This is a genomic window from Streptomyces luteolus, assembly GCF_029968015.1.
Classification (GTDB): domain Bacteria; phylum Actinomycetota; class Actinomycetes; order Streptomycetales; family Streptomycetaceae; genus Streptomyces; species Streptomyces luteolus.
On sequence record NZ_JASCIS010000001.1, the window covers coordinates 294488 to 318942 of the forward strand.

A 24455-nucleotide genomic window follows, 5' to 3' on the forward strand; every position below is an offset into this window, starting at 1 on the left:
CCGCGCTGTGGTCCGGGGCCAGCCATCCGTGGGGCTGCGCCCCCCGCCCCTCAGCTGGTCCGCCCCGCGCTGTGGTCCGGGGCTCGGCACCTCTGGGGCTGCGCCCCCGCCCTTTTATCGGCCTACGGCCTGAGTTTTCCCCTCCCCGCCCCTTCCCGAAAGCCTGCGGCGCCGTTGTGGCTGGGCGCGCAGTTCCCCGCGCCCCTTTCGGGGCCGGAGGGCTGCGCCCGGCCCTCCCCGCCCCTTCCCGAAAGCCTGCGGCGCCGTTGTGGCTGGGCGCGCAGTTCCCCGCGCCCCTGAAAGACAGCCCCTCCGGCGTTTGAGGAGCGGGGGTCTGGGGCGGAGCCCCCGGTTGCTCCTAGTCCTCGTCCGGCGTCTCCGCGTCCTTCTCCGTGCCGAGCACCTTGCCGGTGCCCGCGTCCACGTGGACCGTGTACGTGGTAGTGCCGTTGCCGCGGATGTCGACCTCCCAGGCGCGCGTGCCGCCGTCGTCGTCGTCCAGGTCCGCCGAGACACCAATCTGGCCGACCGCACCTGAAGCCACGCTGAAGCCGCCTGAAGCCCGCTTCAGGTTCGGTTCAGGAAGGGTTTGGGACCCTTGGCGCATGCGTTTGTTGATCGTGGAGGACGAGAAGCGGCTCGCCGTGTCCCTGGCCAAGGGCCTCACCGCGGAGGGCTACGCCGTGGACGTCGTCCATGACGGCCTGGAGGGCCTGCACCGGGCGGGCGAGGGCGTGTACGACCTGGTCGTACTGGACATCATGCTGCCCGGCATGAACGGCTACCGCGTCTGCGCCGCCCTGCGCGCCGCCGGACACGAGGTGCCGATCCTGATGCTGACCGCCAAGGACGGCGAGTACGACGAGGCCGAGGGCCTGGACACCGGCGCCGACGACTACCTGACGAAGCCGTTCTCGTACGTCGTCCTCGTCGCCAGGATCAAGGCGCTGCTGCGGCGGCGCGGGAACGCCGGGCCCTCGCCGGTCATCAAGCTCGGTGTGATCGAGGTCGACACGGCCGCCCGCAGGGTCCACCGCGACGGCGTCGAAGTGACGCTCACCGCAAAGGAGTTCGCGATCCTCGAGCAGCTCGCGACGCGCGCCGGGACCGTCGTGTCCAAGGCCGAGATCCTGGAGCACGTCTGGGACTTCGCGTACGACGGCGACCCGAACATCGTCGAGGTCTACATCAGCGCGCTGCGCCGCAAGCTGGGCGCCCCGCTGATCAAGACGGTGCGCGGCGCCGGCTACCGCCTGGAGTCGCGGTGAGGCGCATGTTCGGCTCGATCCGGGCCAAGGCCACCCTCGGCGCCACCCTCGTCGTCGCCGTGGCCCTCGTCGCCGCGGGAGTCGCCGTACTGCTCTCGCTGCGCGGCAACCTGAGCGACCAGGCCGACGCCGACGCGGACAACGCGGCCCGCCAGGTGGCTTCGCAGATCGCCGCCCGTACGCCGTACCGGGACCTCGACCTGCCGGACAGCGAGGACCATCCGGTGCAGGTCGTCGACAAGGACGACCGCGTCCTCGCGGTCTCCGAGGACCTGGAGGCGATCCAGGGCACCGGGGCGGAGGGGGTGAAGCCCGTGCGGAACCCGGGCGCCCACCGGGACGACGACGAGGGCGACGATCCGGAGGTCGGCGAGTTCGGCGACGTCACCCGGCACAGCACCGGCAGCGCCACGGTCGACGGCGACGAGGCCGCGTACCGCTTCGCCGAGGTCGAGGTGAGCGACTTCCGGGACGAGACGGTCCTGGTCTACGCGGGCGCACCCCTGGAGGCACAGGAGAGCGCGGTCGGCACGGCGGCCACGGCGATGCTGATCGGCCTGCCCGCCCTGCTCCTGGTGGTCGGCGGTACGACCTGGCTGGTCACCCGGCGCGCGCTGCGCCCCGTGGAGGGCATCCGCGCAGAGATGGCCGCGATCACGGCCTCCGAGGACCTGTCGCGGCGGGTGCCCGAGCCGGACTCGCACGACGAGGTGGCGCGGCTCGCGCGTACCACCAACGAGACCCTGACGGCCCTGGAGGCGAGCGTGGAGCGGCAGCGCCGGTTCGTCGCGGACGCCTCGCACGAGCTGCGCAGCCCGATCGCCTCGCTCCGCACCCAGCTCGAAGTGGGCGCCGCGCACCCGGAGTTGCTGGACGTGGGCGGCGCGGTCGAGGACACCGTACGGCTCCAGCAGCTCGCGGCCGACCTGCTCCTTCTCGCCCGCCTGGACGCGGGGGAGCGGCCGGGGGAGGCGAACCTCGACCTGGCGGCGTTCGTGCGCGAGGAGGTCTCGCAGCGCTCCGGCGACCGTCTCCCGGTGGAGGTGGCGGTCGTGGCGGGCGCCCAACTGGCCGGTTCCCGCTCGCAGTTGGGGCGGGTCCTCGGCAACCTCCTGGACAACGCGCAGCGGCACGCGCGCTCCCGCGTCACGGTGGAGGCGCGCGCCGAGGGCACCCGCGCGGTGCTCACCGTCGCGGACGACGGGGACGGGGTGCCGGCCCAGGAGCGGGAGCGGATCTTCCAGCGGTTCGTACGGCTCGACGACGCCCGCAGCCGCGACGACGGCGGCGCGGGCCTGGGCCTGGCCATCGCCCGTGACGTGGTCGAGCGCCACGGCGGCCGTCTCACGGTGGCCGAGTCGGCGGCCGGCGGGGCGCTGTTCCGGGTCGAACTCCCGCTGGCCTAGCGGGGGTTGGCGTCAAAAACCGAGTCGAACCGGGTCGAACCGGGTCGTACGGGGTCAGGGCCTGCCGCGTTCCGCGCGCAGTGCTTCGGCGATCGGGGTGAGGGTGGCGCGCAGCTGCTGCAGGGCATCCGGGTCCATCATGTCGATGAAGTGCCGGCGCACGGACTCCACGTGGTGCGGCGCGACCTTCCGCATGGTCTCCATGCCCTGGTCGGTCAGGACCGCGTAGAGCCCCCGCCGGTCCGACTCGCAGTTCGCGCGGCGGACGAAGCCGGCGTTCTCCATGCGGGTGATCTGGTGCGAGAGGCGGCTCTTGGACTGCAGCGTGGCCGTCGCGAGGTCGCTCATCCGCATCCGCTGGTCCTCGGACTCGGAGAGGTTGACCAGGATCTCGTAGTCGTTCATGGTCAGGCCGAAGGGCTGCAGGTCCCTCTCGAGCTGGTACGTGAGCAGCCTGTTGACCTCCAGATGCGTGCGCCAGGCGCGCTGCTCGGCTTCGGTCAGCCAGGGGGTGGCCGTTTCGGTCTCCATGTATCGATTCTACCTAAGAAGTTGAAAAGTAAACGAGTGTTCCCCGGTGTGACGGCGCGCACGTCGTGCCGAACTCCCCCGCTCGAACAGCTCTGTTCGAAGCCGTCACACTCCGCAGACTACCGCTCACAGCCCGAAGCGACGCTGGAGGTCTCCCAGCTGGCCGGGAAGCCTCGGTGCCCCCTGGCCGCCGTGCCCGCCGCCGCCCGGCACCCCGGGCTCCTGCGGCGGAGCCCCGGCCGCCTGCTCGGCCATCAGCGCCTCGGACGACTGCAGCAGCACCGTCCCGGCGCCCACGAACTCGAACTGGTGCTCCTCGCCGGAGACCCCGCCTAGCCCGGTCAGCGCCCGTACGCCGCCCATGACCCCGGTCATGTACCCGTGGTCGTAGTGGTGGCACGGCGAGGGGCAGTCCGCCCAGCCGACCAGGGCCTGCGGGTCCACCCGGATCGGCGGCTCCATGAACACCACCGGGCCGTTGCTCGCCGCCACGAACTTGCCCGTGCCGATGAGCGTCAGGAACCCCGGGACGATGCTCTGCTTCAGCGCGAGACTTGGCTGAAAAGCGAGGAGATTGCCGGAGCGAATGGTCAGGTTGCCGTCCTCCAGATCGAAGGAGTTGACGTCGAAGGCCCGGTCGGCGAGGAGCATCTTGCCGCTGCCCTCCGCCACGACCCAGTCGCTCGCGTGCAAAGGCGAATGGAACGACGTCCGCACGAGCCGGTCCAGGCGGCCGTGCCCGATGCCCTGGAAGTCGATCGACCCGTAGTAGGCGATCATCTTCCCCTTCTGCAGGAACCACTGGCTCCCCCGCAGCTCCACGCAGAAGGTGTACGGGTTGACGTTGTCGTCGCTCGGCAGCGTCGTCGGGTCGAGGACCACGGGACCGCTCACAGCTTCTCCTCCGATGCCTGCACGTACACCGAGCCGCTCCCGGACAGCTCCAGCTGGAACGCCTCGCCCGACCCGCGCCCCACCATGTCCCGCCAACCGAGCGCCGTGGACAGCTTGTTGCGTACGTCCCCGTGGTGGGCGACGTACGCCTGCGGGTCGACGTGGACCGGGGTCTGCGGGGTGATCGGGATTTCTACGACGCCGCCGTGCGCCATGACCGCCACCGCGCCGTGGCCCTTCAGGGTCGTCGTGAACAGGCCCTGACCGGTGACCTGGCCGCGCACCATGCCCATCACGCCGCCCTGCGAGCCCATGAACATCGTGCCCTGCTCAAGGGTCCCGTCGAAGGCGAGCAGCCGGTCCGCCTCGACGTACAGCGTGTCCCCGGCGAGGTTGATCACCTCGATGTGGTGGCCGCCGTGCCCGAACATCACCGTGCCGCTGCCCTCGACGGTCATGAGCGGCGTCGCCTCACCCGCGACCCGGCGCCCGACCATCGACATCACACCGCCCTGCCCGCCCTGCACATTGGGCGTGAAGGAGACCTCGCCCTGGTACGCGAGCATCGCCCCGCGCTGGCTGAACAGCCGCTGACCCGGTGCGACCGTGGCCTCGACCATCTTCGAGTTGACCTCACGGAACGGCATCAGACCTCCCCGCCGACGGTGTTCCGCTCGCTGGGCTGGACGTACACCAGGCCGTCGCCCTCGAAGCGGATCTGGAAGGACTCGCCGGAGCCCTCGCCCATGAACGTGCGGAAGTTCACGCCCGACTGGAAGCTCTGGCTCACGTTCCCCTGATGGGCGATGTACGCCCCCGGGTCGACGCTCAGCGGGAACTGCGGGGAGACCCGGAGCACCACCGCCGGTCCGTCCGACATGATCGCCGCCTGACCCGTGCCCTCGATCGTCGTGGTGAACAGGCCGTTGCCCTGCGAGGCGCCGCGCAGCCCGGTGAAGCTGGTGCCGGTGCGCAGGGCGCCGTCGGTGCACAGGACGTTGCTGGACTCCACGTACAACGTGTCGCTCTGGAGCTGGACCAGGTTGATCTCGCTCGCGCGGTCGGCGAAGAAGCAGGTGCCCTGCCCCTTCACCTCCATCACCGTCATCTGCTCGCCGGTGAGGCGCCGCGTGACCATGCCGCGTATGCCCTCACCGCCGCCGGACATCTTCTTGAAGGCCATCCGGCCGTCGTACGCGACCATCGAGCCGTTCTTCGCCTTCACGGCGTCGCCCGCCAGGGAGACGGCGAGCACCTTGCTGCCTTGCAGTCGGAACTGAGCCACGGCCCGACGGTAGTCGACCCTGAATCGGACCCTGATAAAGAGTGGGCAAAGTACGGCTGCCACAATGGGAGCCGAGCTTGTGCGCGCGTTCACAAGATCGAACACGCCTCCCTGACTGCATTCCCCCGACGAAGGTGACCCGTGGACCTCAAGACCGCCTCCGCCCTCCGCCGCCTGCGCCTGGTCTCCGCGCCGGAGGCCATCTCCTTCCTGCTGCTGCTCGTCTGCTCGGTGCTCAAGCGCACCACGGAGTTCAACGCGGTGCCGGTGATGGGCGCGATCCACGGCGTCCTGTTCATCCTGTACGTGCTGTTCTGGCTGGACGCCTGGAACCGCACCAAGTGGGACGTCAAGCGGGCCGCGCTCTACTTCGTCCTCTCCGTCCTGCCCACCGGCGGCTTCTTCGCCGAGAAGATGCTCAAGCGCGAGGCCGAGGCCGCCGTCATCGCCTCCCGCGCCCGCCGCGAAGGCGTGGTCGAGGCATGATCGTCGCCTTCTCCGTGACCCCGCTCGGCGTCGGCGAGGACGTGGGGGAGTACGTCGCCGACGCCGTCCGCGTCGTCCGCGAGTCCGGCCTGCCGAACCGTACGGACGCGATGTTCACCTCGATCGAGGGTGAGTGGGACGAGGTGATGGACGTCGTGAAGCGCGCCGTCGCCGCCGTCGAGGCGCGCGCCCCGCGGGTCTCGGTCGTCCTCAAGGCGGACATCCGCCCCGGCGTGACGGACGGCATGACGTCGAAGGTCGACACGGTGGAGCGCCACCTCGCCGACTAGGCCACCGCCCGCGCAGCCTGCCGAGAGCCCCCGCCGAGCGGGGGCTCTCTCGCGTACCGGCGCCGTTCGAAGAGCCCTCACCGGATGCGCCCCGCCCCCGCAGCAGGTCAGATGGGTCTCGGCAGATCCCGCGCACTTCACGGAGTTGCACCATGGCGACGGAGCCCACGGGGGAAACCCGCACCGGCCGCGGGCAACCCGAGTCCGCACCGCCCCCCGATCCGCGCCGCTGGAAGATCCTCGCGGTCATCGGCCTCACCCAGCTCATGGTCGTCCTCGACGCCACCATCGTGAACATCGCCCTGCCCTCCGCGCAGGCCGACCTCGGGTTCTCCGACAGCCGCCGCCAGTGGGTGGTGACCTCGTACGCCATGGCCTTCGGCACCCTCCTGCTGCTCGGCGGGCGGGTGGCGGACCTGTTCGGGCGCCGGCGTGCCTTCCTCATCGGCCAGATCGGGTTCGCCGCCGCCTCCGCGCTCGGCGGCGCCGCGGCCACCTTCGAGATCCTGGTGACGGCCCGCGCCCTGCAAGGCATGTGCGCGGCCCTCCTCGCACCCGCCGCGCTCGCCCTGCTCACCACGACCTTCGCCGGTCCCGAACGCGGCAGGGCGTTCGGCGTGTTCGGGGCCCTCGCCGCCTCGGGGGGCGCGGTGGGTCTGCTCCTGGGCGGTCTGCTCACCGAGCATCTGAGCTGGCGTTCGACGCTCTACGTCAATGTCCTCTTCGCCGCCGTGGCCGTCACCGGCGGCGCACTGCTGCTCAGGCGGCAACGGCCCACCGCCCCGCCCAGACTCGATCTGCCCGGCACCGCCCTGGCGTCGTCCGGGCTCTTCTGCGTGGTGTACGGCCTCGCGGAGGCCGGCGTGCACGGCTGGACGTCTCCGGACAGCTGGGGCTTCCTCGCGGCCGGTGCCGTGCTGATCGCGGCGTTCGTGTGGTGGCAGAGCAGGGCCAGGCACCCGCTGCTGCCGCTGCGCATCGTGCTCGACCGCGTCCGGGGGACGGCGCTGGTGGCGGTGTTCATCACCGGCCTGGGCATGTTCGGGGTCTTCTTGTTCCTCGCGTACTACCTGCAGCACACCCGCGGCTACGGCCCCGCCAGGACCGGCCTGGCCTTCATGCCCATGTCCGGCTGCATCGTGATCAGCGCGATCGGCAGCGGCACGGGCCTGTTCCGCGGACTCGGCGCCCGTGCGCGCGTCACCGGCGGCATGCTGCTCGCGGCGGTCGGCATGGCGTGGATGACGGGCCTCTCACCGGATCGCCCGTACGTCCTCGACATCGTGCCGGGCCAGGTCGCCACCGGCCTCGGCATGGGCCTGATCACGGCGGCCGCCATGAACCTCGGCACCGCGGGCATCGACCCCCGGGACGCCGGTGTCGGCTCGGCCACGGTCAACGCCATGCGGCAGGTCGGCGGTTCGGTCGGCACGGCGCTCATGAGCACCCTCGCCGCGGGCTCCGCCGCCGCCCATCCGGCAGGCAGACGGCCCGCGCCGGATGTCGTGGCGCGGGCCGTCCTGGAGGGCTATCACACCGTCTTCGCGGCGGCGGCGGGAATCTTCGTCGCCGGAGCCGTCCTGACGTTCCTCATGCTGCCCGGCGGCCTGTCCGTGGAGCGCGCCCATGGCGCCCACCGGGGCCGCCGTCCCTCAGGGGCAGCTCGCGATTGAGCTCCTGATCCGCTCGCCCTCCCCCGCGTGCCTCACCCGGCACCGGTCGGTTCCCAGTCCTCCGTCGACCACCGCCCATCCGGGTCCGATGGTCAGGACCTCTTCCCGCTGTCCCCGGATCATGTCGTTGCCCGGTCCGCCCTGGACGGTCCCGGAGGACTCGACGCCCAGGGACTTGGGCTCGATGATGTCGTTCTCGCTGCCGCCGACGATCCGGCCGCCGAGGTCGACCGCACTGGTGCGGATGGTGTCGCTGCCGTCGTTGCCGAACACCTGGCCGCCGCCGCGCTGGTACGTGCCGGGCTGGCCCTGCACGGCGCCCGTGGTGATCTCGTCGTCGCCGTGGTCGCCGTGGACGGTGGCGCCGTGCTCGGCCGTTCCCACGACCAGCGCGGTGATGATGGTGTCGTCGCCACCGCCGCCGCGGACCATCGAGTCGGCGTTGCGGGGGTAGAGGTTGTTGACCTGGATGGTGTCGTCGCCCTCGCCACCGAGGACCGACGCGTCGATGACCAGGCCCTTGACCCGGATCTTGTCCGCGCCGCCGCCTCCCCAGAGGATGACGTTCTGCACGTCCCCCTCGCACAGGATCGTGTCGCTGCCCGGCGTTCCCGTCACCCTCTTTCCGGGCGGGGCCTCTTCACCGTTGACGCTGCACCAGTGGGCCGGCAGCGGGGCCTTGGCGGAGGCCGGCGCCATGGCCACCGAGGCCACGACGAGAACCGAGATGGGCAGGACACGCATGGCGGTACGCAGCGTGCGCCGAGTGCGCAGCATGGAATCTCCCGAGCATGAGGGTGGAGTGCGGGGCGTGGGGTGTGGAGTGTGGAGTGCGGAGTGCGGAGTGTGGAGTTTGGAGTGGGGGTGTCCTGGTGGTCAGGTCAGGTCAGGTCAGGACAGGTCAGGACAGGTCGTGACGCAGCGGAGTGAGCTGCTCGATGTCGTAGCGGGCCCGCAGTTCCTGGATCGCCGCGGGGTCCGGTGACGCGCCGGAGTCGAGCAGGGCGAGGAGCTCCTCGAAGTACCGCTCGTGATCCGGTGGCGGTGAGGCCTGGAAGAACATTCTGGCCGGTTCGCCCGTGGGATTGGCGAAGGCGTGCGGGCAGCCGGGCGGAACAACGATGACGGTTCCCGGGGTCGCACGGACGACCCGGCGGCCGTCGAGTGCCTGCCAGCCCCGCCAGTCGTCCCCCGTGCGGACGCGCGGCTCGAACGCCATCACGTCGAGTTCGCCCTCGAGGACGTAGAAGAGTTCCTCGCTGCGCGTGTGCTTGTGGGCCCCGACGTCGAAGCCGGGCGGTACGACGACCTCGAAGCTGGAGCTCACCTGGGAGTGCTCCCCGGTGACCTTGAAGGTGACCTGCTGGGCGGATGTGGTCAGGGTCCGGCCCTGGCCGGGCGGCACGAGGAGGCCCGAACGGGCGAGGTGTGCGGTCATGACCAGGTCACCGGGAGCCCTTCGGGCCCCCGGATGAGCGCTCCGGGGCGCCAGCGCAGTTCGTTCGCGGGGACGGCGAACCGCAGCTCCGGGAAGCGGCCGAGCGATGCGTCCAGGAGCAGTTCGGACTCCAGTCGGGCCAGCACGGCTCCGGGGCAGTAGTGCGGGCCGTACCCGAAGGAGACGTGCGGGTTGGGGCTGCGGTCGAACCGTAGGTCGTCGGGTTCGGGGAAGACCTCCGCGTCGCGGTTGGCGGCGAGATAGGAGACGTAGACGGCTTCGCCCGCGCGGATGAGGTGGCCCGCGATGGTGACGTCTTCGAGGGCGATCCGGGAGAGGCCGACGGCGTTGCGGTGCGGGATGTAGCGCAGGAGTTCGTTGAGCGCCGACGGCCGCAACTCGGGTGTGCTCCGCAGCTGTTCGAGGAGGTCCGGCCGGGTGAGCAGGATGTAGACCATGTTGCCCACGTTGTTGGTGACCGCCTCGCCGCCGATCTGGATGAGCAGGGCGAGGCCGGTCGCTTCCTCCTCGGTGACCTCTCCGGCCTCGACGGCCTTGCCGAGAAGCCCGAGAACGGTGTCACCGCCCGTTCCGCGCCCTTCGCGCAGGCGTTCGCCGAGGTAGGCCAGCATGTCCGTCTTGGCCTGCTCGCTGCGCCGGGCGCCGTGGGCCGAGGAGAGGATCAGGGCGGTCCATTCGTGCACTTCGGAGCGGTCGGCCTCCGGAACGCCCATCAACTCGCACACGACGGCGAGGGGGAACGGCGCGAGCAGGCGCTCCGTCAGGTCCACCGGGGGTCCGTCGCGGAGGATGCCGTCGACGAGTCCGTCGAGGATCTCCTGTGCCCGCGTACGCAGGCGCTCGACACCCGCGGCGGTGAAGGCCCCGGCGACCGCGCGACGCAGCCGCGTGTGGTCGGGCGGGTCCTCGAAGCCGACCGCGCCGGGGGCGGGGATGAAGTGGGGGGCCAGACGGGTGACATCGTGCTCGACGACCAGCTTGCGGCTGAACCGGGGGTCGTTGGTCACCATCCGCACGTCGTCGTACCGGCAGACGAGCCAGGCCCACCCGCTTCCGTTGGGGAGCTTGATGCGGGTCACCGGTCCCGCCTGCATCAGCCCGGAGAGGACGGGGTCGAAGTCGACCCCGTCCAGGTTCAGGGCCGGCCAGTGGGTGATGGGTGGCTGCGCCGTGTCGGGGCCGTCCCTCAGCATTGTTCTCGAATCCTCCGTGACGCGGTCTCGCCCAGTGGTCGCGGCTAGCCGGCCTCTCGTCCCGTGCTCCAGTTGCCCAGTGCGACCTCGGCGGTGATGCCAGGGCCGAACCCGGCAAGGAGCCCTCGCGCGGTGTCGCGGGTGCCGTTCTCCTCGAAGAGCCGGCGCAACGCGTCCAGGACGACGGCGCTCGCGATGTTGCCGTACTCGGTCAGTGTGGCCCTGCTGAAACGGAATGCTTCGGATGCCACACCGAGGTACTTGCTGAGGTCGTCGAGGATCCGTGGGCCACCGGCATGGATGATGTAGAAATCCAACGCCGCGGCGTCCCAACCATGGGCCTTGGCCAGCTGTTTCAGCACTGGAGCGAGCGGTTCCATCGTGCCGGGAACGCGTCGGTCGAGTCTGAAGTGGAATCCGGTCGCCTTCACTTCGTACGCGATCCACTCCTCCGTCCGGGGGATGATGTACGAGCCGTTGCGCCGCAGCTCGATGCCGGTGCCGCCGCGGCCGCGGACCGCGGCGGCGGCCACGCCGTCCCCGAACAGGCCGTTCGAGAGCAGGTTTCCCACCTCCAGGTCGCTCGGCTGATAGCACAGGGAGCAGAACTCACAGGCGACGATCAGCGCGTTCGCCTCCGGGTACGCCGTGCAGAAGTCGTGCGCACGGTTCACCGCCGCCCCGCCGGCCGCGCACCCCAACTGGGCGATGGGCAACTGCCTGGTGTCGGTGCGGAAGCCCATCGTGTTGATCATCCAGGCGGTGAGGGACGGCATCATGAAGCCGGTGCAGGACACGTAGACGATCAGGTCGATGTCCGTCGGGCGCAGTTCCGCGTCGGCCAGCGCCTGACGTACCACCCGCGGTACGCGCGCCTTGGCCTCGGCCTCGTAGACGGCGTTGCGCTGTTCGAAGCCGGGGTGCGTGAGGGTCTCCTCGATGGGCCGCACCAGGTGCCGCTTCTCGACACCGGTGTTCTCGATCAACCGCAGGGCCAGGTCGAGCTGCGGATGCTCCGGATGCACGGACCGGGCCAGGTCGAGGGTCTGCTCCATGGTGATCACATGTTCGGGCACGGACACCGCTGGTCTGCACAGAGTCGCCACGGCGGCTCTCCTTCCTGTTCGGTCAAAGCCTCACGGACCCATGCGCATTGCGCGCGCGGGATCGATCCGCCGGGGTGATGGGGCCAATCCGGTGACGCTGGGCGGCGCGGCGGCGGATCGGGCGGCGTGAGGGAAGGCATGTCGCAGCCCGCGTCCCGCGGAATCGACCGCCGGGAGCGGCGATGCACCCGACCTCAAGGCAGGGAGATGCAGCATGACGTCAGAGCCGCGCGCGGCCTTCGGCCTCGAGACTGAACCGGCTTCGGACGAGACGGTCCACTGCTGGAGCCTCGACGACCTCCAGGGCCTCGACTTCGACCCCTTCCTCAGCGACCGGCTGCGGGACGGGCGGGCCACTCGGGTCCAGTTGCCGTTCGGCGAGGGCAGCGCCTGGCTGATGGCGCGCTACGCGCACGTCAAGGCGGCGACGACCGACCCGCGCTTCAGCAGGGCGGAGTTGGTCGGGCGTACGGTCACCAGTTCCTCGCCGCACGCGATCGCCTCCCAGCAGGCGTCCCTCAACTACGCCGACCCGCCACGCCTGAACGACATGCGCCGCGTCGTGGCGCGGGCGTTCACCGGCAAGAGCATGCAGAAGCTCAGGCCCGCAGCGCAGCGCACCGCCGACAGCCTCCTCGACGAGATGGAGCGGCACGGCTCACCGGCGGACCTCGTGGAGCACCTGCACGGCCCCTTCCCGCTCGCGGCCGTCGCCGACCTGCTCGGGATGGACCAGGACATGCGCGAGGGCATGACGTCCTGGGCGAACCTGATCATGACTCCCGGTCCGGCCCCGGAGCGGAGCAGCGACGCCAGGACGACCGTTCGCGAGTGCGTCGTCGATCTGCTCGCCCGGCGTCGCGAGGAGCCGGGCGACGACGACCTGGCCGGAGTCCTCGCCGCCGCCTCCGACGCCGGTGAGATCACCGAGCCGGAGGCCGTCTCCCTGGCCACCGCCATCCTCGTGAGCGGTGCGCACGCCGTACGCAACAACAGCGCCAACATGGTGTATGCCCTGCTCACCCATCCGCGGCAACTGGAACGGCTGCGCGCCGAGCCGGACCTGATTCCGCAGGCCGTCGACGAGCTGCTGCGCTACATCCCGCACCGCAGCGGAGTGGGCCTGCCGCGGATCGCCACGCAGGACGTCGAGATCGCCGGTGTCGTGGTCCGGGCCGGAGAGGCGGTCTACTCGTCGTACCTCGCGGCCAATCGCGACCCCGAGGCCTTCCCGGACCCCGACGCACTGGACTTCGACCGCGGGCCCATCGCCCACATGGCCTTCGGGAACGGACCCCACCATTGCGTGGGTTCGATGCTGGCCCGGATGGAGTCCGAGATCATCGTCGCCACCCTGCTCGACCGCTACCCCGCACTCGCGCTCGCCGTACCGCCCGAGCAGATCGAGTGGCAGACGGGAGGTCTGATCCGCGGTCCCAAGGCGCTGCCGGTGTCCTGGTGATACACCGTCACATGATCAAGGTGGTCAGAGGCAGGCCGAACCACTTGGAACTGGCTGCCTTCACGGCGGTCTTCATAGCGTTGGCGCGTGGCTCCCACGCGCTGCTCGACCCGCGCCCGCGTTCCCGTCGCGCCGGGTGGGACCACCAACCGCCGCATCTCCCGGCGCACTCCTGGCGTGCTCGCCCGGCGTCCCCTCGTCGCTGACTCCCCGACAGCAACGGCGCTCCGCTCCGCAACCCCGGTGAGAGGCCTCGCCCCAGAACCGCTCACACGGACGCGTCCGGTTCGACACCCCAGGAAATCTCCCTTTTTGTAGACGTATTGGCTGGTTCGTACCTGAACCTGCCATCGCCAGATCATCGAAGACCTGGAGGCGCTGTGCGGCCGGAGGGCTACCACTACGACACTCACAGCACACTCGCCGGGCCGCTCACCGAGCCGGTCAGTGGCGACGGCGGGGGCTACCGGGTGCAGTACACCAGGCTCCTCTCCAGCGAGCCGCACCGAATACGGGCCGTCCTCCTGATGACGCTCGCCCCCGTCCTCACCGGCCTCCTGCTCGTCTACCTCGTCTGGCCGACCCACTGGACGCGGCGCGAGGGCGGCGACCGCTGGCTCGTCGGCCTCGACGTCACGATGCTCGTGGCGATCGGCCTGATCGAGCTGTTCATGCTCGTCAACGTCGTCTCCATAGCCCACGCGACGCTGGTGGCCCGGGATCCGATACCCGTCACACCCGAGCCAGGCACCCGCGTCGCCTTCCTCACCACGTACGTCCCCGGCAAGGAACCCCTCAGCATGGTCCGCGCCACCCTGGAGGGCGCGACCCGAATACGCCACACGGGACCGCTCGACGTCTGGCTCCTGGACGAGGGCGACAACGGCGACGTGAAGGCGCTCTGCGCCGAACTCGGCGTCCGGCACTTCACCCGCAGGGGAGTGCCCGAGTGGAACCGCGAGAAGGGCGTCCACAAGGCCCGCACCAAGCACGGCAACTACAACGCCTGGATCGCGATGCACGGCGACGGCTACGACTTCTTCGCCTCGGTGGACACCGACCACGTGCCGCTCCCCAACTTCCTTGAACGGATGATGGGTTACTTCCGGGACCCGGACGTCGCGTTCGTCGTCGGACCCCAGGTGTACGGGAACTACGACGCCGCCGTCACCAAGGCCGCCGAGTCCCAGCAGTTCCTCTTCCACGCGCTCATCCAGCGGGCCGGCAACCGCTACCGCGCCCCCATGTTCGTCGGCACCAACAACGCCGTACGCATAGCCGCCGTCAAGCAGGTCGGCGGCCTCTACGACTCGATCACCGAGGACATGGCCACCGGCTTCGAGCTGCACCGCACCAAGAACCCGCGCACCGGCCGGCACTGGCGCTCCGTGTACACCCCGGACGTCCTGGCCGTCGGTGAGGGCCCGGCCTCCTGGACCGACTTCTTCACCCAGCAGCTCCGCTGGTCCCGCGGCACCTACGAGACCGTCATCAAGCAGTACTGGCGGGCGCCCTTCCGGATGCCTCCCGGACGGTTCTTCAACTACTCACTGATGCTCGTCTACTACCCGATGACCGCCGTGAACTGGACGCTCGGCATCCTCAGCTGCTTCCTGTTCCTGTGGTTCGGCGCGTCCGGCACCCAGGTCGCCGCGTCGATCTGGCTGATGCTCTACAGCGACGCCGCCGCCCTGCAGGTGGGCATGTACCTCTGGAACCGGCGGCACAATGTCTCCCCGCACGAGCCCGAGGGCTCCGGCGGCCTCGCCGGGATGGCGATGTCCGCGCTCTCCGCGCCGATCTACGCCAAGTCCCTGGGGGCCGCGATCCTGCGCAGGCCCTGCAAGTTCGTCGTCACCCCCAAGGGCGACGACACCAGCCCCGACCGGCTGCTCACGTTCCGCGTCCATCTGTTCTGGGCGGCGCTGCTCTTCGTCTCGCTCGCCGCCTCGCTGTTCCTCGGCCACAGCCACGCGGCGATGCGGACGTGGTCGGTCCTCGGCCTTGTGATCTCGCTCGCCCCGGTCAGCATCTGGGCCTTCGGCGAGTTCCGCGGGCGGCGGGCGGGCGCGGGCGCGCCGGTCCAGGTCGCGCCGGTCGAGGTCGCGCCGGTCGAGGTCGCGCCCGAACCCGTACGGGTCGAGGCCGCAGTACCCCTACCGGAGACCACCCCGACGACCACCCAGGCCGCACTCGCCCCCACGGCCACGACCCGGGTGTCGAGCACGCCTTCGGGCGGTAGCTGAGCCCCGGCTACCCCTTGGAGTTGCGCGCCAGGTTCAGCGCGTACTCCGGCCACCACTTGCCCGCCGGAGGGCCGCCCCGGCACTCGCCGTCGGACTCGCCGGGCCGCTTGATCCACAGGTAGGCGTCGACGAGCGGGTCGCCGGTCCTGGTGCCGGGCCGGTTGCCGAGGGCGCGGCCGGGCGGGTTGCACCAGGCCTCGGCGCCGTCGCCGGGCAGCGGGCCGTTGCCGTTGCGGCCGGTGTCCATCACGAAGTGCTTGCCGCCCAGGAGCTTCGACAGGTCCTTGCCGTACGCCTTCGTGGCCGCGTCGGTCTGGAAGTTGGAGACGTTCAGGGCGAAGCCGTCGGCGCGGTCGATGCCCGCCTTCCCCAGCGCCTGGGTGAGCTTGCCGTGGTCCTGGACCCAGGCGGAGTGCCCGGCGTCGAGGTAGACCTTGACGTTCGGCTGCTGCTTGAGGCGGTCGATCGCCTCGGACAGCAGCTGGTAGCGCTCCTCCTGGTACTCGGGCGGGGTGCAGCCGTCCACGACGTGCGGGACGGCGTCCGGCTCAAGGATCACCAGCGCCTTGCTGTCCTCGATGGTGTCGGCGAACGCGTCGATCCACTGCCGGTAGAACTCCGCGCTCTGCGCGCCGCCCCGCGAGTGCTGGCCGCAGTCGCGGTGCGGGATGTTGTACGCGACGAGGACGGCGGTGCGGTTCTCCTTCGCGGCGCCGCGCGTGGCCGCCCTGATCGTCGGACTCGGGTCGTCACCGGCCGGCCACGCGGCCATCGGCTGGGCGGCGATGCGGCGGAGCACCGCGGCGTCGGAGTCGCGGCCCTCCGCCCGCCAGCTCGCGACCTGCTGGGCGGCCGGGCTGTCGGGGTCCACCCAGAACTCGGACTTCCCGCCCGACGAACCGCGTACGAGCGCCGCGTCCTTGGTCTGCGGGTCGTCCGACTCCGGGCTGCAGCCGAGCGCGAGCCCGAGCACGGCGAGCACGGCCCCGCCGCGGGTGAGCCGGCGGCGGGCCCGGCGGCGGCCGTGGTGGTCGGTGCGGGTGGTGTGGGCGGGCATCCTGCCCCCTTGGACTGCGGCGCACGAAAGGACCGGGCAAGCGTGGCATAACGGACATGCTCCCGTTCTGCTGCGACACCGCGGCGGACCAGGTCAGTGGGCCGATGGTGGGCCAGGCGGGGGTGCGGCGGTCGGCCGTACGGGGCATGCCCCGCGCCCGAAGCCCCGGAAGGCGGGCCGCCGACCGTACTGCGAGACGGTGCTGACCACCATGTGACCGCCCGGTAAGGTCGGGTGCGTGCCGAAGCCGCTCAGTCTGTCGTTCGACCCCATCGCGCGAGCCGATGAACTCTGGAAGCAGCGTTGGGGTTCCGTGCCGTCCATGGCCGCGATCACCTCGATCATGCGCGCCCACCAGATCCTCCTCGCCGAGGTCGACGCGGTGGTCAAGCCGTACGGGCTGACCTTCGCGCGGTACGAGGCGCTGGTGCTGCTCACCTTCTCCAAGGCGGGTGAGCTGCCCATGTCGAAGATCGGGGAGCGCCTGATGGTGCACCCCACCTCGGTCACCAACACCGTGGACCGCCTCGTGAAGTCGGGCCTCGTCGCCAAGCGCCCCAACCCCAACGACGGCCGCGGCACCCTCGCCTCCATCACCGACAAGGGCCGCGAGGCGGTCGACGCCGCGACCCGCGACCTCATGGCCATGGACTTCGGCCTCGGGGCGTACGACGCCGAGGAGTGCGGGGAGATCTTCGCGATGCTGCGCCCGCTGCGGGTGGCCGCGCAGGACTTCGACGAGAGCTGAGCCCGAGCGCGTCCGGCCGTGCGCGGGGCCGCCTGAAGATCGCGCAAAACGGGCGGTTACGCTCGTACGCATGAAGCGATCCGTGCTGACGCGCTACCGCGCCCTGGCCTACATCACCGGTGTCCTCCTGGTCCTGCTGTGCCTCGGCATGATCGGCAAGTACGCCCTGAGCCTGGACGGCGCCGCGGACTTCACGAAGGTCGTCAGCATCGCGCACGGCTGGCTGTACGTCGTGTACCTGGTCTTCGCCTTCGACCTCGGCTCCAAGGCCAAGTGGCCGGTCGGCAAGCAGCTGTGGGTCCTGCTCGCGGGCACGATCCCGACCGCCGCGTTCTTCGTGGAGCGCAAGATCTCCGCCGAGCTCGCCGCCAAGGTGACCGACCCGGCCCCCGGAGCCGTCAAGGCCTGACCGCCCCTGCGCGGACTACATCCCATGCCGCCTCTCCACCACCCCCTGGCCGACGCCGCCCGTCGCCTCGCCGACGACGTCCTCGGGCCCGCCGCCGAGCGGCACGACCGGGAGGGCGTCACGTCCGAGGCGATCGCCGCGGTCAAGGCGTCCGGCGTGCTCGGCGCCAACGCGCCCGCCGCGTACGGGGGTTCGGCGGCGCCTGCGGCCGTCGGGCGGGAGGTCGCGGAGATCCTCGCGGGCGCCTGCTGCTCCACGTTCTTCGTCCAGGCCCAGCACCACACGCCCGTACGCACCCTCATGGCGGGTGAGGAGGCGGCCCGGGAGCGCTGGCTGCGCCCGCTCGCGGAGGGCCGCGCGCTCGCAGGGATCGCCTTCTCGCACCTGCGCGCCTTCCCGAAGCTGCCGGTCCGCGCCACCGAGCTGCCCGACGGCTCCTGGCGCTTCGACGGGCGGGTGCCCTGGTACACCGGCTGGGGCCTGAACGACGTGTTCCTGCTCGGCGGCGCCACCGAGGACGGCGAGGTCGGCGAGGTTGTCTTCGTACTTGCCGAGCCGCGCGAGCAGGCAGGCCTGAAGCCGACGGCCCCGCTGCAGATGGCCGCGCTCACCGGCGCCCGCACGGTCGGCCTGGTCCTGGACGGCCTGACGGTCCCGCCGGAGGCCTTGGTCGTCCGCCAGCGGTACGAGGAGTGGGCCACCGCCGACCGGCCGAAGAACACCAACACCAACCCGGCCGTCTTCGGTGTGGCCCGAGCCGCGCTCGACCTGCTCGACGCGGCCGAGGACGGCGAGGCCGAGGACACGGCGGGCGTCCTGCGCGAGCGTCTCGACGCCGCGCGCCGGGACGCGTACGCCCTCGTCGACGAGGTACCGGCGGGCGAGGAGCTGCAGGCGCGGCTCGCGGTCAAGACGCGGGCGTACGACCTGATGCGGGCGGCGACGACGGCGGCGATCGTGGTCGGCGGCGGCCGGGCCTTCAGCCTCTCCGCCCCGGCGCAGCGGCTCGCGCGCGAAGGTCTTTTCCTGGTGGTGCAGGGGCAGACGGCGGAGGTGCGCAGCGCCCATCTGGCGGCGCTGCGAGCCTGAGAGGGCGGGCGGGAGGGCCGGGGGAAAGAGCCTTTCGGCTGGTCAGAGGCGTTTCGACGGGTGCCGGGCGAGAACGGCACCCGGCTGCCATCGACAGATACTAGGACGTCCTAGTAAATTGGCTGCATGGACGCTGACCCCATCGAGGAAGGCCGCCGCCGCTGGCAGGCCCGCTATGACGCCGCACGCAAGCGCGACGCCGACTTCAGCACGCTCTCCGGTGATCCGGTGGAGCCGGTCTACGGGCCACGGTCCGGGGATGTGTACGAGGGGTTCGAGCGCATCGGCTGGCCCGGCGAGTACCCGTACACCCGAGGGCTGCACGCCACCGGGTACCGGGGCCGGACCTGGACGATCCGCCAGTTCGCCGGGTTCGGCAACGCCGAGCAGACCAACGAGCGGTACAAGATGATCCTCGCCAACGGCGGCGGGGGACTCAGCGTCGCCTTCGACATGCCGACGCTGATGGGCCGCGACTCCGACGACCCCCGCTCGCTCGGCGAGGTCGGCCACTGCGGCGTCGCCATCGACTCGGCCGCCGACATGGAGGTCCTGTTCAAGGACATCCCGCTCGGTGATGTCACGACGTCGATGACCATCTCCGGACCCGCCGTGCCGGTCTTCTGCATGTACCTCGTCGCCGCCGAACGCCAGGGCGTCGACCCGGGCGCGCTCAACGGCACGCTGCAGACCGACATCTTCAAGGAGTACATCGCGCAGAAGGAGTGGCTCTTCGAGCCCGAGCCCCATCTGCGCCTCATCGGCGACCTGATGGAGCACTGCGCGCGCGACATCCCCGCGTACAAGCCGCTCTCCGTCTCCGGCTACCACATCCGCGAGGCCGGGGCGACGGCCGCGCAGGAGCTGGCGTACACGCTCGCGGACGGCTTCGGGTACGTGGAGCTGGGGCTCTCCCGCGGGCTCGACGTCGACGTCTTCGCGCCCGGCCTCTCCTTCTTCTTCGACGCGCATGTCGATTTCTTCGAGGAGATCGCCAAGTTCCGCGCGGCCAGGCGCATCTGGGCCCGCTGGATGAAGGAGGTCTACGGCGCCAAGACCGACAAGGCCCAGTGGCTCCGCTTCCACACCCAGACCGCCGGCGTCTCGCTGACCGCGCAGCAGCCGTACAACAACGTCGTACGGACCGCCGTCGAGGCCCTCTCCGCGGTGCTCGGCGGCACCAACTCCCTGCACACCAACGCCCTCGACGAGACCCTCGCGCTGCCCAGCGAGCAGGCCGCCGAGATCGCGCTGCGCACGCAGCAGGTGCTGATGGAGGAGACCGGCGTCGCCAACGTCGCGGACCCGCTTGGCGGTTCGTGGTACGTGGAGCAGCTCACCGACCGGATCGAGGCCGACGCCGAGAAGATCTTCGACCAGATCAAGGAGCGGGGCCTCAGGGCGCACCCGGACGGGCAGCACCCCATCGGGCCCATCACCTCCGGCATCCTGCGCGGCATCGAGGACGGCTGGTTCACCGGCGAGATCGCCGAGTCCGCCTTCCAGTACCAACAGGCCCTGGAGAAGGGCGACAAGAGGGTCGTCGGCGTCAACGTCCACACCCCGTCCGTCACCGGCGACCTGGAGATCCTGCGGGTCAGCCACGAGGTGGAGCGCGAGCAGGTGCGCGCGCTCGGCGGCCGCAAGTCCGGCCGTGACGACGCCCGGGTGCGGACCTCGCTCGACGCGATGCTCGCCGCCGCCCGCGACGGCGGCAACATGATCGGCCCGATGCTGGACGCGGTCCGCGCGGAGGCCACCCTCGGCGAGATCTGCGACGCGCTGCGGGACGAGTGGGGGGTGTACACGGAGCCCGCCGGGTTCTGACCGGTTCCGGGAGCTCCCCGGCGCACCGGCTTCCCGGCTTCCCGGCTCACCGGCTTCCCGGCTCCCGGGATTCCCGGTCTCGCGAGAGGTTTTCGCGGTCGGGGGGTTCAAGGTCATCCGCCGGGGTAGGCGCGGTCGCGGTACCCGCACCTGCCCCGGAGGAATCCTTGAGCGCGCCCCGCCGCCACACGCACTTCGCCGTCACCGCCCTCGGCGCCTCGGCCCTCGCCGTACTCGGCGCGCTTCTCGTCGGGGGCTCGAAGCCCGTCGTCGCCGACACACCCCGACTGCCGAAGGTGCAGGACGAGTTCGACTCGCTCGGCCCCGAGGTGCGCGCGGCGAAGCTGCCCTCCGGGCGCACGGCGCACTTCACCGACGCGGGCCCGCGCGACGGCCGGCCGGTGCTCTTCATCGGCGGTACGGGCACCTCCGCCCGCGCCCAGCACATGACCGACTTCTTCGCCTCCACGCGCGACGCGATGGGCCTGCGCCTCATATCCGTGGAGCGCAACGGCTTCGGTGACACGGAGTTCGACGCGAGCCTGGACAAGGGCGACTTCGCGGAGGACGCCCTCGCCGTCCTCGACCGGCTCGGCGTCGAGAAGGTCTCCGTCATCGCCATCTCCGGCGGCGGCCCCTACGCCGCGGAACTCGCCGCGCACGCCCCCGACCGCGTCCGCGCCCTCCACCTGGCGGCCGCCCTGCCCCCGTACGGCGCGAAGCCCTCGTACTGCGCGCTGTCCGACGACGAGCTCGCCGCGGCCCTGAAGGACTCGGTCAAGGACCCGCGCAAGTGGTGGGCGATGCCGGACGACAGCCCCGTCAAGTCCATCCCCGGCTTCGCCGACACCGCGTACGAGGAGGGGGCGCGGACCTTCAACCAGCGCGGCCAGCAGGGCGATGTGGCTCCGCAGGTGCACGAGCAGCGCCTCTACTGCGACCGCCCCGGCCCCGACCTGTCCGGGCTTCGGGCGCCTGTCTACCTGTACGCGGGCGAGAAGGACACGACGGTGCCGCCGTCCACCCTCAAGACCTGGCAGAACGCTCTGCCGGGACGTGAGGTCGTACGGCGCTACGCGGACACCGGGCACGACGTCCAGTACCGCCACTGGGACCAGATCCTCACCGACCTCGCGGGGCATGGGGACCGTACGGTCGTCTGCCGCGGTTCGCACAGCGCGCTGCTGCCTTCTCGTGAGGCCGACCGACTGGTCGAGTCGGGGAAGGCTTCGCTGGGGAGTTGCGCCTGGAAGTGAGGGCGAGGGCGTTTTCTTTCCCCACCCCGCCCCTTCCCGAAAGTCCTGCCGGACGGGCCTCCTCAATCGCCGGAGGGGCTCAAAATTGAGCCCCTCCGGCGCGTGAGGAGCGGGGGCCGGGGCGGAGCCCCGAAGCGCCGCCGGCTTTCGGGGAGGGGCGGGTGGGGGGGCGCCTGCGGCGGGCTGGGTCCCCTCCCCGCCCCTTCCCGAAAGTCCTGCCGGACGGGCCTCCTCAATCGCCGGAGGGGCTCAAAATTGAGCCCCTCCGGCGATTGAGGAGCGGGGTCCGGGGCGGAGCCCCGAAGCGCCGCAGGCTTTCGGGAAGGGGCGGGGCGGGGAGAAGAAGCGCGGGCGCTAGTCCCGAAGGCGGGGCGCGGCGGCCGACGCCGCGGTCAGACCCCCGAGCAGCAACCCCGTGAACGCCCGAGCCCACTCCACGTCCACCGGCTCCGCGCTCACCAGCGACCGGTGCACCACCGCCCCCGCCACCACGTCGAAGATCAGATCCGCCGTGCGCGAGGCGGCCGCCTCGTCCGCCTCGTAGGGGAGTTCGCCGCGCTCCTGGGCGCGCCTGCGGCCCTCCAGGACCAGCCGCTTCTGGCGGTCCACGATCGCGTGCCGGATGCGCGTGCGCAGCGCCTCGTCGCGGGTGGACTCCGCGACCACCGCCATCAACGCCGTACGCGCCTCCGGCCGTTCCAGCAGGGCCGCGAACTGCAGGACCACGCCCTCCGCGTCCGCGGCGAGGCTGCCGCGGTCGGGCAGTTCCAGCTCGTCGAAGAGCACCGCCACCGCGTCCACGACCAGCTCGCTCTTGCCCGCCCAGCGCCGGTACAGGGTCGTCTTGGCGACGCCCGCGCGGGCGGCCACGTCCCCCATCGTCAGCTTCGACCAGCCGAGGTCGACCAGGGCCTGACGGGTCGCCGACAGGATCGCGGCGTCGGCCTCGGGGCTCCGGGGGCGTCCCTTCCGCCCGGCAGGTGGGGTTGTGCGGCACATGCGGCCGACCATACCCGCCGGTAAGTCAGGCGTACCCCACGCGGATTCCGTGAGGGAGATCACCGACGACGGCTGGGCGCGGGGAGCTGCGGAGATATACGCTACGAGTCGTAGCGAAAGCTCGTGGGACTTCGACGGGGAGCCTCCCGGGCGGCAACCACAGGCACGGGGTGGGGACCCCGCGCCACCGCAGTAACGGTCCTCCTCGGGACCCGGACCGTGACCTGTCCGTACGCCTCGCAATCCGGCGGGGGGCCTGCGGGCGGGCCGCGGTCCCACCGAGCCGTGAATCCGGCGCCGAGGGCTCGGATTCTGCCGGACGTCCGCGCGATTCGGCAGGGCTTTTCACCGTGCTTTTCACCGTGCTTTTCACAGCCGCGCGCGGAAGGGGGAGGATGTACTCATGCAGCCACGGAACATGTCCATGAGCGGAGTCGTCGACCTCGCCGCGGTGAAGGCGGCCCAGGAGGCCAAGGCGAAGGCGGAGCAGACCCGCGCGGAGTCCGCGCGGCAGGGCGGCGGCGGTGCCGTCCCGCCCGCGAGCCTGGTGATCGACGTCGACGAGGCCGGCTTCGAGAACGACGTCCTGCAGCGCTCCGCCGAGGTCCCGGTCGTCCTCGACTTCTGGGCCGAGTGGTGCGAGCCCTGCAAGCAGCTCGGCCCGCTGCTCGAACGCCTCGCCACCGAGTACAACGGCCGTTTCCTCCTCGCCAAGATCGACGTCGACGCCAACCAGATGCTGATGCAGCAGTTCGGGATCCAGGGCATCCCGGCTGTCTTCGCCGTCGTCGCCGGTCAGGCCCTGCCCCTCTTCCAGGGTGCCGCGCCCGAGGCCCAGATCCGCCAGACCATCGACCAGCTGGTCCAGGTCGCCGAGGAGCGGTTCGGCATCACCGGCATCGCGGTCGACCCGGACGCCACCGAGGACGCGGCTCCCGCCGAGGAGCCGGCCGGCCCGTACGACGCGCTGCTCGAGGCGGCCGTACAGGCCCTGGACGCCGGGGACTTGGGCGGTGCGGTGCAGGCGTACAAGAACGTGCTCGCCGACGACCCGGGCAACTCCGAGGCCGAGCTCGGCCTCGCCCAGGCCGAACTCCTGCAGCGCGTCCAGGGCCTGGACCCGCAGCAGGTGCGCAAGGACGCCGCCGAGAAGCCCGCCGACGTGGCGGCGCAGATCGCGGCGGCCGACCTCGATCTGGTCGGCGGTCATGTCGAGGACGCCTTCGGGCGGTTGGTCGACACGGTCAAGCGCACCTTCGGCGACGACCGCAACGCCGCCCGCGTACGCCTCCTCGAACTCTTCGAGGTGGTCGGCGCGGAGGACCCGCGGGTGGCCTCGGCGCGCTCGGCGCTTGCCCGCGCGCTGTTCTGACCCCTGCGTCCGCGCGGCGCTTCACCGCGCCGCCGGCCTTCCTCCGAGGGCCAGTTGATGACCTGGCGCTAAACGGCCGGGTCCGCAGCGGCCTTGTGAAAATTTGACGACAGAGCGATTCAGCGGCCGCGCTTTACCAAAACTTGGTAATCGCGGCCGCTGTTACTCGGAGTAAATCGGCGGGCGGGTTCTGTCCGGTTCCGTTCGCTAATTTCCTGATCTGTTCCAGGGGTTGGCTGCACCGAGTGTGCCCGTGCGATGCCACCCCGTCGTGGCCCGGTTATCCAGCCGTTACCAGCGGGTAACGAACCCCCTTGTGCGGGCGCTCGGAATGCACCACGATCGGCCACGCTCGGTCCATGCCCGCACTCCCGACAACCAGTTCGGGGCGTCGGGCCC

At 71.1% G+C, this 24455-nt stretch carries 25 protein-coding genes; 14 read left to right on the forward strand and 11 right to left on the reverse strand.

Going from position 1 to position 24455, the window contains the following annotated elements:
• Positions 1 to 358: 358 nt before the first annotated feature.
• Positions 359 to 544, reverse strand: coding sequence for a PepSY domain-containing protein (locus tag QIT00_RS01330; protein ID WP_282533128.1), 186 nt, complete (start codon positions 542 to 544; stop codon positions 359 to 361).
• Between the two features lie 61 nt (positions 545 to 605).
• On the opposite strand from QIT00_RS01330, the gene QIT00_RS01335 reads away from it, so the two are divergent.
• Together QIT00_RS01335 and QIT00_RS01340 are read left to right on the forward strand one after the other, a co-directional pair.
• The gene (locus QIT00_RS01335; RefSeq protein ID WP_282533129.1) at positions 606 to 1268 is read left to right on the forward strand and encodes a response regulator transcription factor; all 663 of its coding nucleotides are present in this window, start codon (positions 606 to 608) and stop codon (positions 1266 to 1268) included.
• Entirely contained in the window at positions 1265 to 2674 is a 1410-nt protein-coding gene (locus tag QIT00_RS01340; protein WP_282533130.1) for a sensor histidine kinase, read from the forward strand. The genes QIT00_RS01335 and QIT00_RS01340 overlap by 4 nt, the downstream gene beginning before the upstream one ends.
• A 54-nt stretch (positions 2675 to 2728) precedes the next feature.
• Here QIT00_RS01340 and QIT00_RS01345 read toward each other — a convergent pair whose 3' ends face one another.
• From QIT00_RS01345 to QIT00_RS01360, 4 genes are all read right to left on the reverse strand, one after another.
• Positions 2729 to 3205: a MarR family winged helix-turn-helix transcriptional regulator gene (locus QIT00_RS01345; protein ID WP_282533131.1), complete on the reverse strand. Its 477-nt coding sequence runs from the start codon at positions 3203 to 3205 to the stop codon at positions 2729 to 2731.
• A gap of 126 nt (positions 3206 to 3331) precedes the next feature.
• Positions 3332 to 4099: an AIM24 family protein gene (locus tag QIT00_RS01350; protein WP_282533132.1), complete on the reverse strand. Its 768-nt coding sequence runs from the start codon at positions 4097 to 4099 to the stop codon at positions 3332 to 3334.
• The gene (locus QIT00_RS01355) at positions 4096 to 4746 is read right to left on the reverse strand and encodes an AIM24 family protein (protein WP_282533133.1); all 651 of its coding nucleotides are present in this window, start codon (positions 4744 to 4746) and stop codon (positions 4096 to 4098) included. Before QIT00_RS01355 ends, QIT00_RS01350 begins: the two co-directional genes overlap by 4 nt.
• Positions 4746 to 5384 (reverse strand): AIM24 family protein, encoded by a 639-nt coding sequence (locus QIT00_RS01360; protein ID WP_282533134.1) that lies wholly within the window; start codon positions 5382 to 5384, stop codon positions 4746 to 4748. Before QIT00_RS01360 ends, QIT00_RS01355 begins: the two co-directional genes overlap by 1 nt.
• Positions 5385 to 5525: 141 nt before the next feature.
• Between QIT00_RS01360 and QIT00_RS01365 the strand changes: the two genes are divergently transcribed.
• From QIT00_RS01365 to QIT00_RS01375, 3 genes are all read left to right on the forward strand, one after another.
• The gene (locus QIT00_RS01365; RefSeq protein WP_282533135.1) at positions 5526 to 5870 is read left to right on the forward strand and encodes a DUF3817 domain-containing protein; all 345 of its coding nucleotides are present in this window, start codon (positions 5526 to 5528) and stop codon (positions 5868 to 5870) included.
• Positions 5867 to 6160, forward strand: coding sequence for an MTH1187 family thiamine-binding protein (locus QIT00_RS01370; RefSeq protein ID WP_282533136.1), 294 nt, complete (start codon positions 5867 to 5869; stop codon positions 6158 to 6160). The genes QIT00_RS01365 and QIT00_RS01370 overlap by 4 nt, the downstream gene beginning before the upstream one ends.
• A 152-nt stretch (positions 6161 to 6312) precedes the next feature.
• Complete coding sequence (locus QIT00_RS01375; RefSeq protein WP_282533137.1) at positions 6313 to 7833, forward strand: DHA2 family efflux MFS transporter permease subunit; 1521 nt, start codon at positions 6313 to 6315, stop codon at positions 7831 to 7833.
• Here QIT00_RS01375 and QIT00_RS01380 read toward each other — a convergent pair.
• The 4 genes from QIT00_RS01380 to QIT00_RS01395 form a co-directional block, all read right to left on the reverse strand.
• Positions 7813 to 8610: a hypothetical protein gene (locus QIT00_RS01380; RefSeq protein WP_282533138.1), complete on the reverse strand. Its 798-nt coding sequence runs from the start codon at positions 8608 to 8610 to the stop codon at positions 7813 to 7815. The two genes, QIT00_RS01375 and QIT00_RS01380, sit on opposite strands and share 21 nt — an antisense overlap.
• Positions 8611 to 8734: 124 nt before the next feature.
• Positions 8735 to 9271, reverse strand: coding sequence for a cupin domain-containing protein (locus QIT00_RS01385; protein ID WP_282533139.1), 537 nt, complete (start codon positions 9269 to 9271; stop codon positions 8735 to 8737).
• Positions 9268 to 10485, reverse strand: coding sequence for a cytochrome P450 (locus tag QIT00_RS01390; protein WP_282533140.1), 1218 nt, complete (start codon positions 10483 to 10485; stop codon positions 9268 to 9270). The genes QIT00_RS01385 and QIT00_RS01390 overlap by 4 nt, the downstream gene beginning before the upstream one ends.
• 44 nt (positions 10486 to 10529) lie before the next feature.
• Complete coding sequence (locus QIT00_RS01395) at positions 10530 to 11591, reverse strand: type III polyketide synthase (protein WP_282533141.1); 1062 nt, start codon at positions 11589 to 11591, stop codon at positions 10530 to 10532.
• A 214-nt stretch (positions 11592 to 11805) separates the two neighbouring features.
• Between QIT00_RS01395 and QIT00_RS01400 the strand changes: the two genes are divergently transcribed.
• The 3 genes from QIT00_RS01400 (at position 11806) to QIT00_RS01405 (ending at position 15299) form a co-directional block, all read left to right on the forward strand.
• Positions 11806 to 13053 (forward strand): cytochrome P450, encoded by a 1248-nt coding sequence (locus tag QIT00_RS01400; protein ID WP_282533142.1) that lies wholly within the window; start codon positions 11806 to 11808, stop codon positions 13051 to 13053.
• 11 nt (positions 13054 to 13064) lie between these two features.
• Positions 13065 to 13259 (forward strand): acyl-CoA carboxylase subunit epsilon, encoded by a 195-nt coding sequence (locus tag QIT00_RS38870; protein WP_408909689.1) that lies wholly within the window; start codon positions 13065 to 13067, stop codon positions 13257 to 13259.
• 174 nt (positions 13260 to 13433) lie between these two features.
• Positions 13434 to 15299 carry a glycosyltransferase family 2 protein gene (locus QIT00_RS01405; protein WP_282533143.1) on the forward strand — a complete coding sequence of 622 codons (1866 nt, stop codon included), beginning with the start codon at positions 13434 to 13436 and terminating at the stop codon, positions 15297 to 15299.
• A 7-nt stretch (positions 15300 to 15306) separates the two neighbouring features.
• On the opposite strand, the gene QIT00_RS01410 is transcribed toward QIT00_RS01405, so the two are convergent.
• Complete coding sequence (locus QIT00_RS01410; protein WP_282533144.1) at positions 15307 to 16356, reverse strand: glycoside hydrolase family 6 protein; 1050 nt, start codon at positions 16354 to 16356, stop codon at positions 15307 to 15309.
• 238 nt (positions 16357 to 16594) lie between these two features.
• Between QIT00_RS01410 and QIT00_RS01415 the strand changes: the two genes are divergently transcribed.
• The 5 genes from QIT00_RS01415 (at position 16595) to QIT00_RS01435 (ending at position 21685) form a co-directional block, all read left to right on the forward strand.
• Positions 16595 to 17104 (forward strand): MarR family winged helix-turn-helix transcriptional regulator, encoded by a 510-nt coding sequence (locus QIT00_RS01415; protein ID WP_282533145.1) that lies wholly within the window; start codon positions 16595 to 16597, stop codon positions 17102 to 17104.
• A 70-nt stretch (positions 17105 to 17174) separates the two neighbouring features.
• Positions 17175 to 17513, forward strand: coding sequence for a DUF3817 domain-containing protein (locus tag QIT00_RS01420; protein ID WP_282533146.1), 339 nt, complete (start codon positions 17175 to 17177; stop codon positions 17511 to 17513).
• Positions 17514 to 17537: 24 nt separating this feature from the next.
• Positions 17538 to 18602 (forward strand): acyl-CoA dehydrogenase family protein, encoded by a 1065-nt coding sequence (locus QIT00_RS01425; protein WP_282533147.1) that lies wholly within the window; start codon positions 17538 to 17540, stop codon positions 18600 to 18602.
• A 126-nt stretch (positions 18603 to 18728) separates the two neighbouring features.
• Positions 18729 to 20429, forward strand: coding sequence for an acyl-CoA mutase large subunit family protein (locus QIT00_RS01430; RefSeq protein ID WP_282533148.1), 1701 nt, complete (start codon positions 18729 to 18731; stop codon positions 20427 to 20429).
• Between the two features lie 167 nt (positions 20430 to 20596).
• Positions 20597 to 21685: an alpha/beta fold hydrolase gene (locus QIT00_RS01435; RefSeq protein WP_282533149.1), complete on the forward strand. Its 1089-nt coding sequence runs from the start codon at positions 20597 to 20599 to the stop codon at positions 21683 to 21685.
• 354 nt (positions 21686 to 22039) lie between these two features.
• Here the strand turns inward: QIT00_RS01435 and QIT00_RS01440 are convergent, their stop codons facing one another.
• On the reverse strand, positions 22040 to 22684 hold the full coding sequence (locus QIT00_RS01440; protein WP_282533150.1) for a TetR/AcrR family transcriptional regulator: 645 nt from the start codon (positions 22682 to 22684) through the stop codon (positions 22040 to 22042).
• Between the two features lie 403 nt (positions 22685 to 23087).
• Between QIT00_RS01440 and QIT00_RS01445 the strand changes: the two genes are divergently transcribed.
• The gene (locus QIT00_RS01445) at positions 23088 to 24056 is read left to right on the forward strand and encodes a tetratricopeptide repeat protein (protein WP_282533151.1); all 969 of its coding nucleotides are present in this window, start codon (positions 23088 to 23090) and stop codon (positions 24054 to 24056) included.
• Positions 24057 to 24455 lie beyond the last annotated feature (399 nt).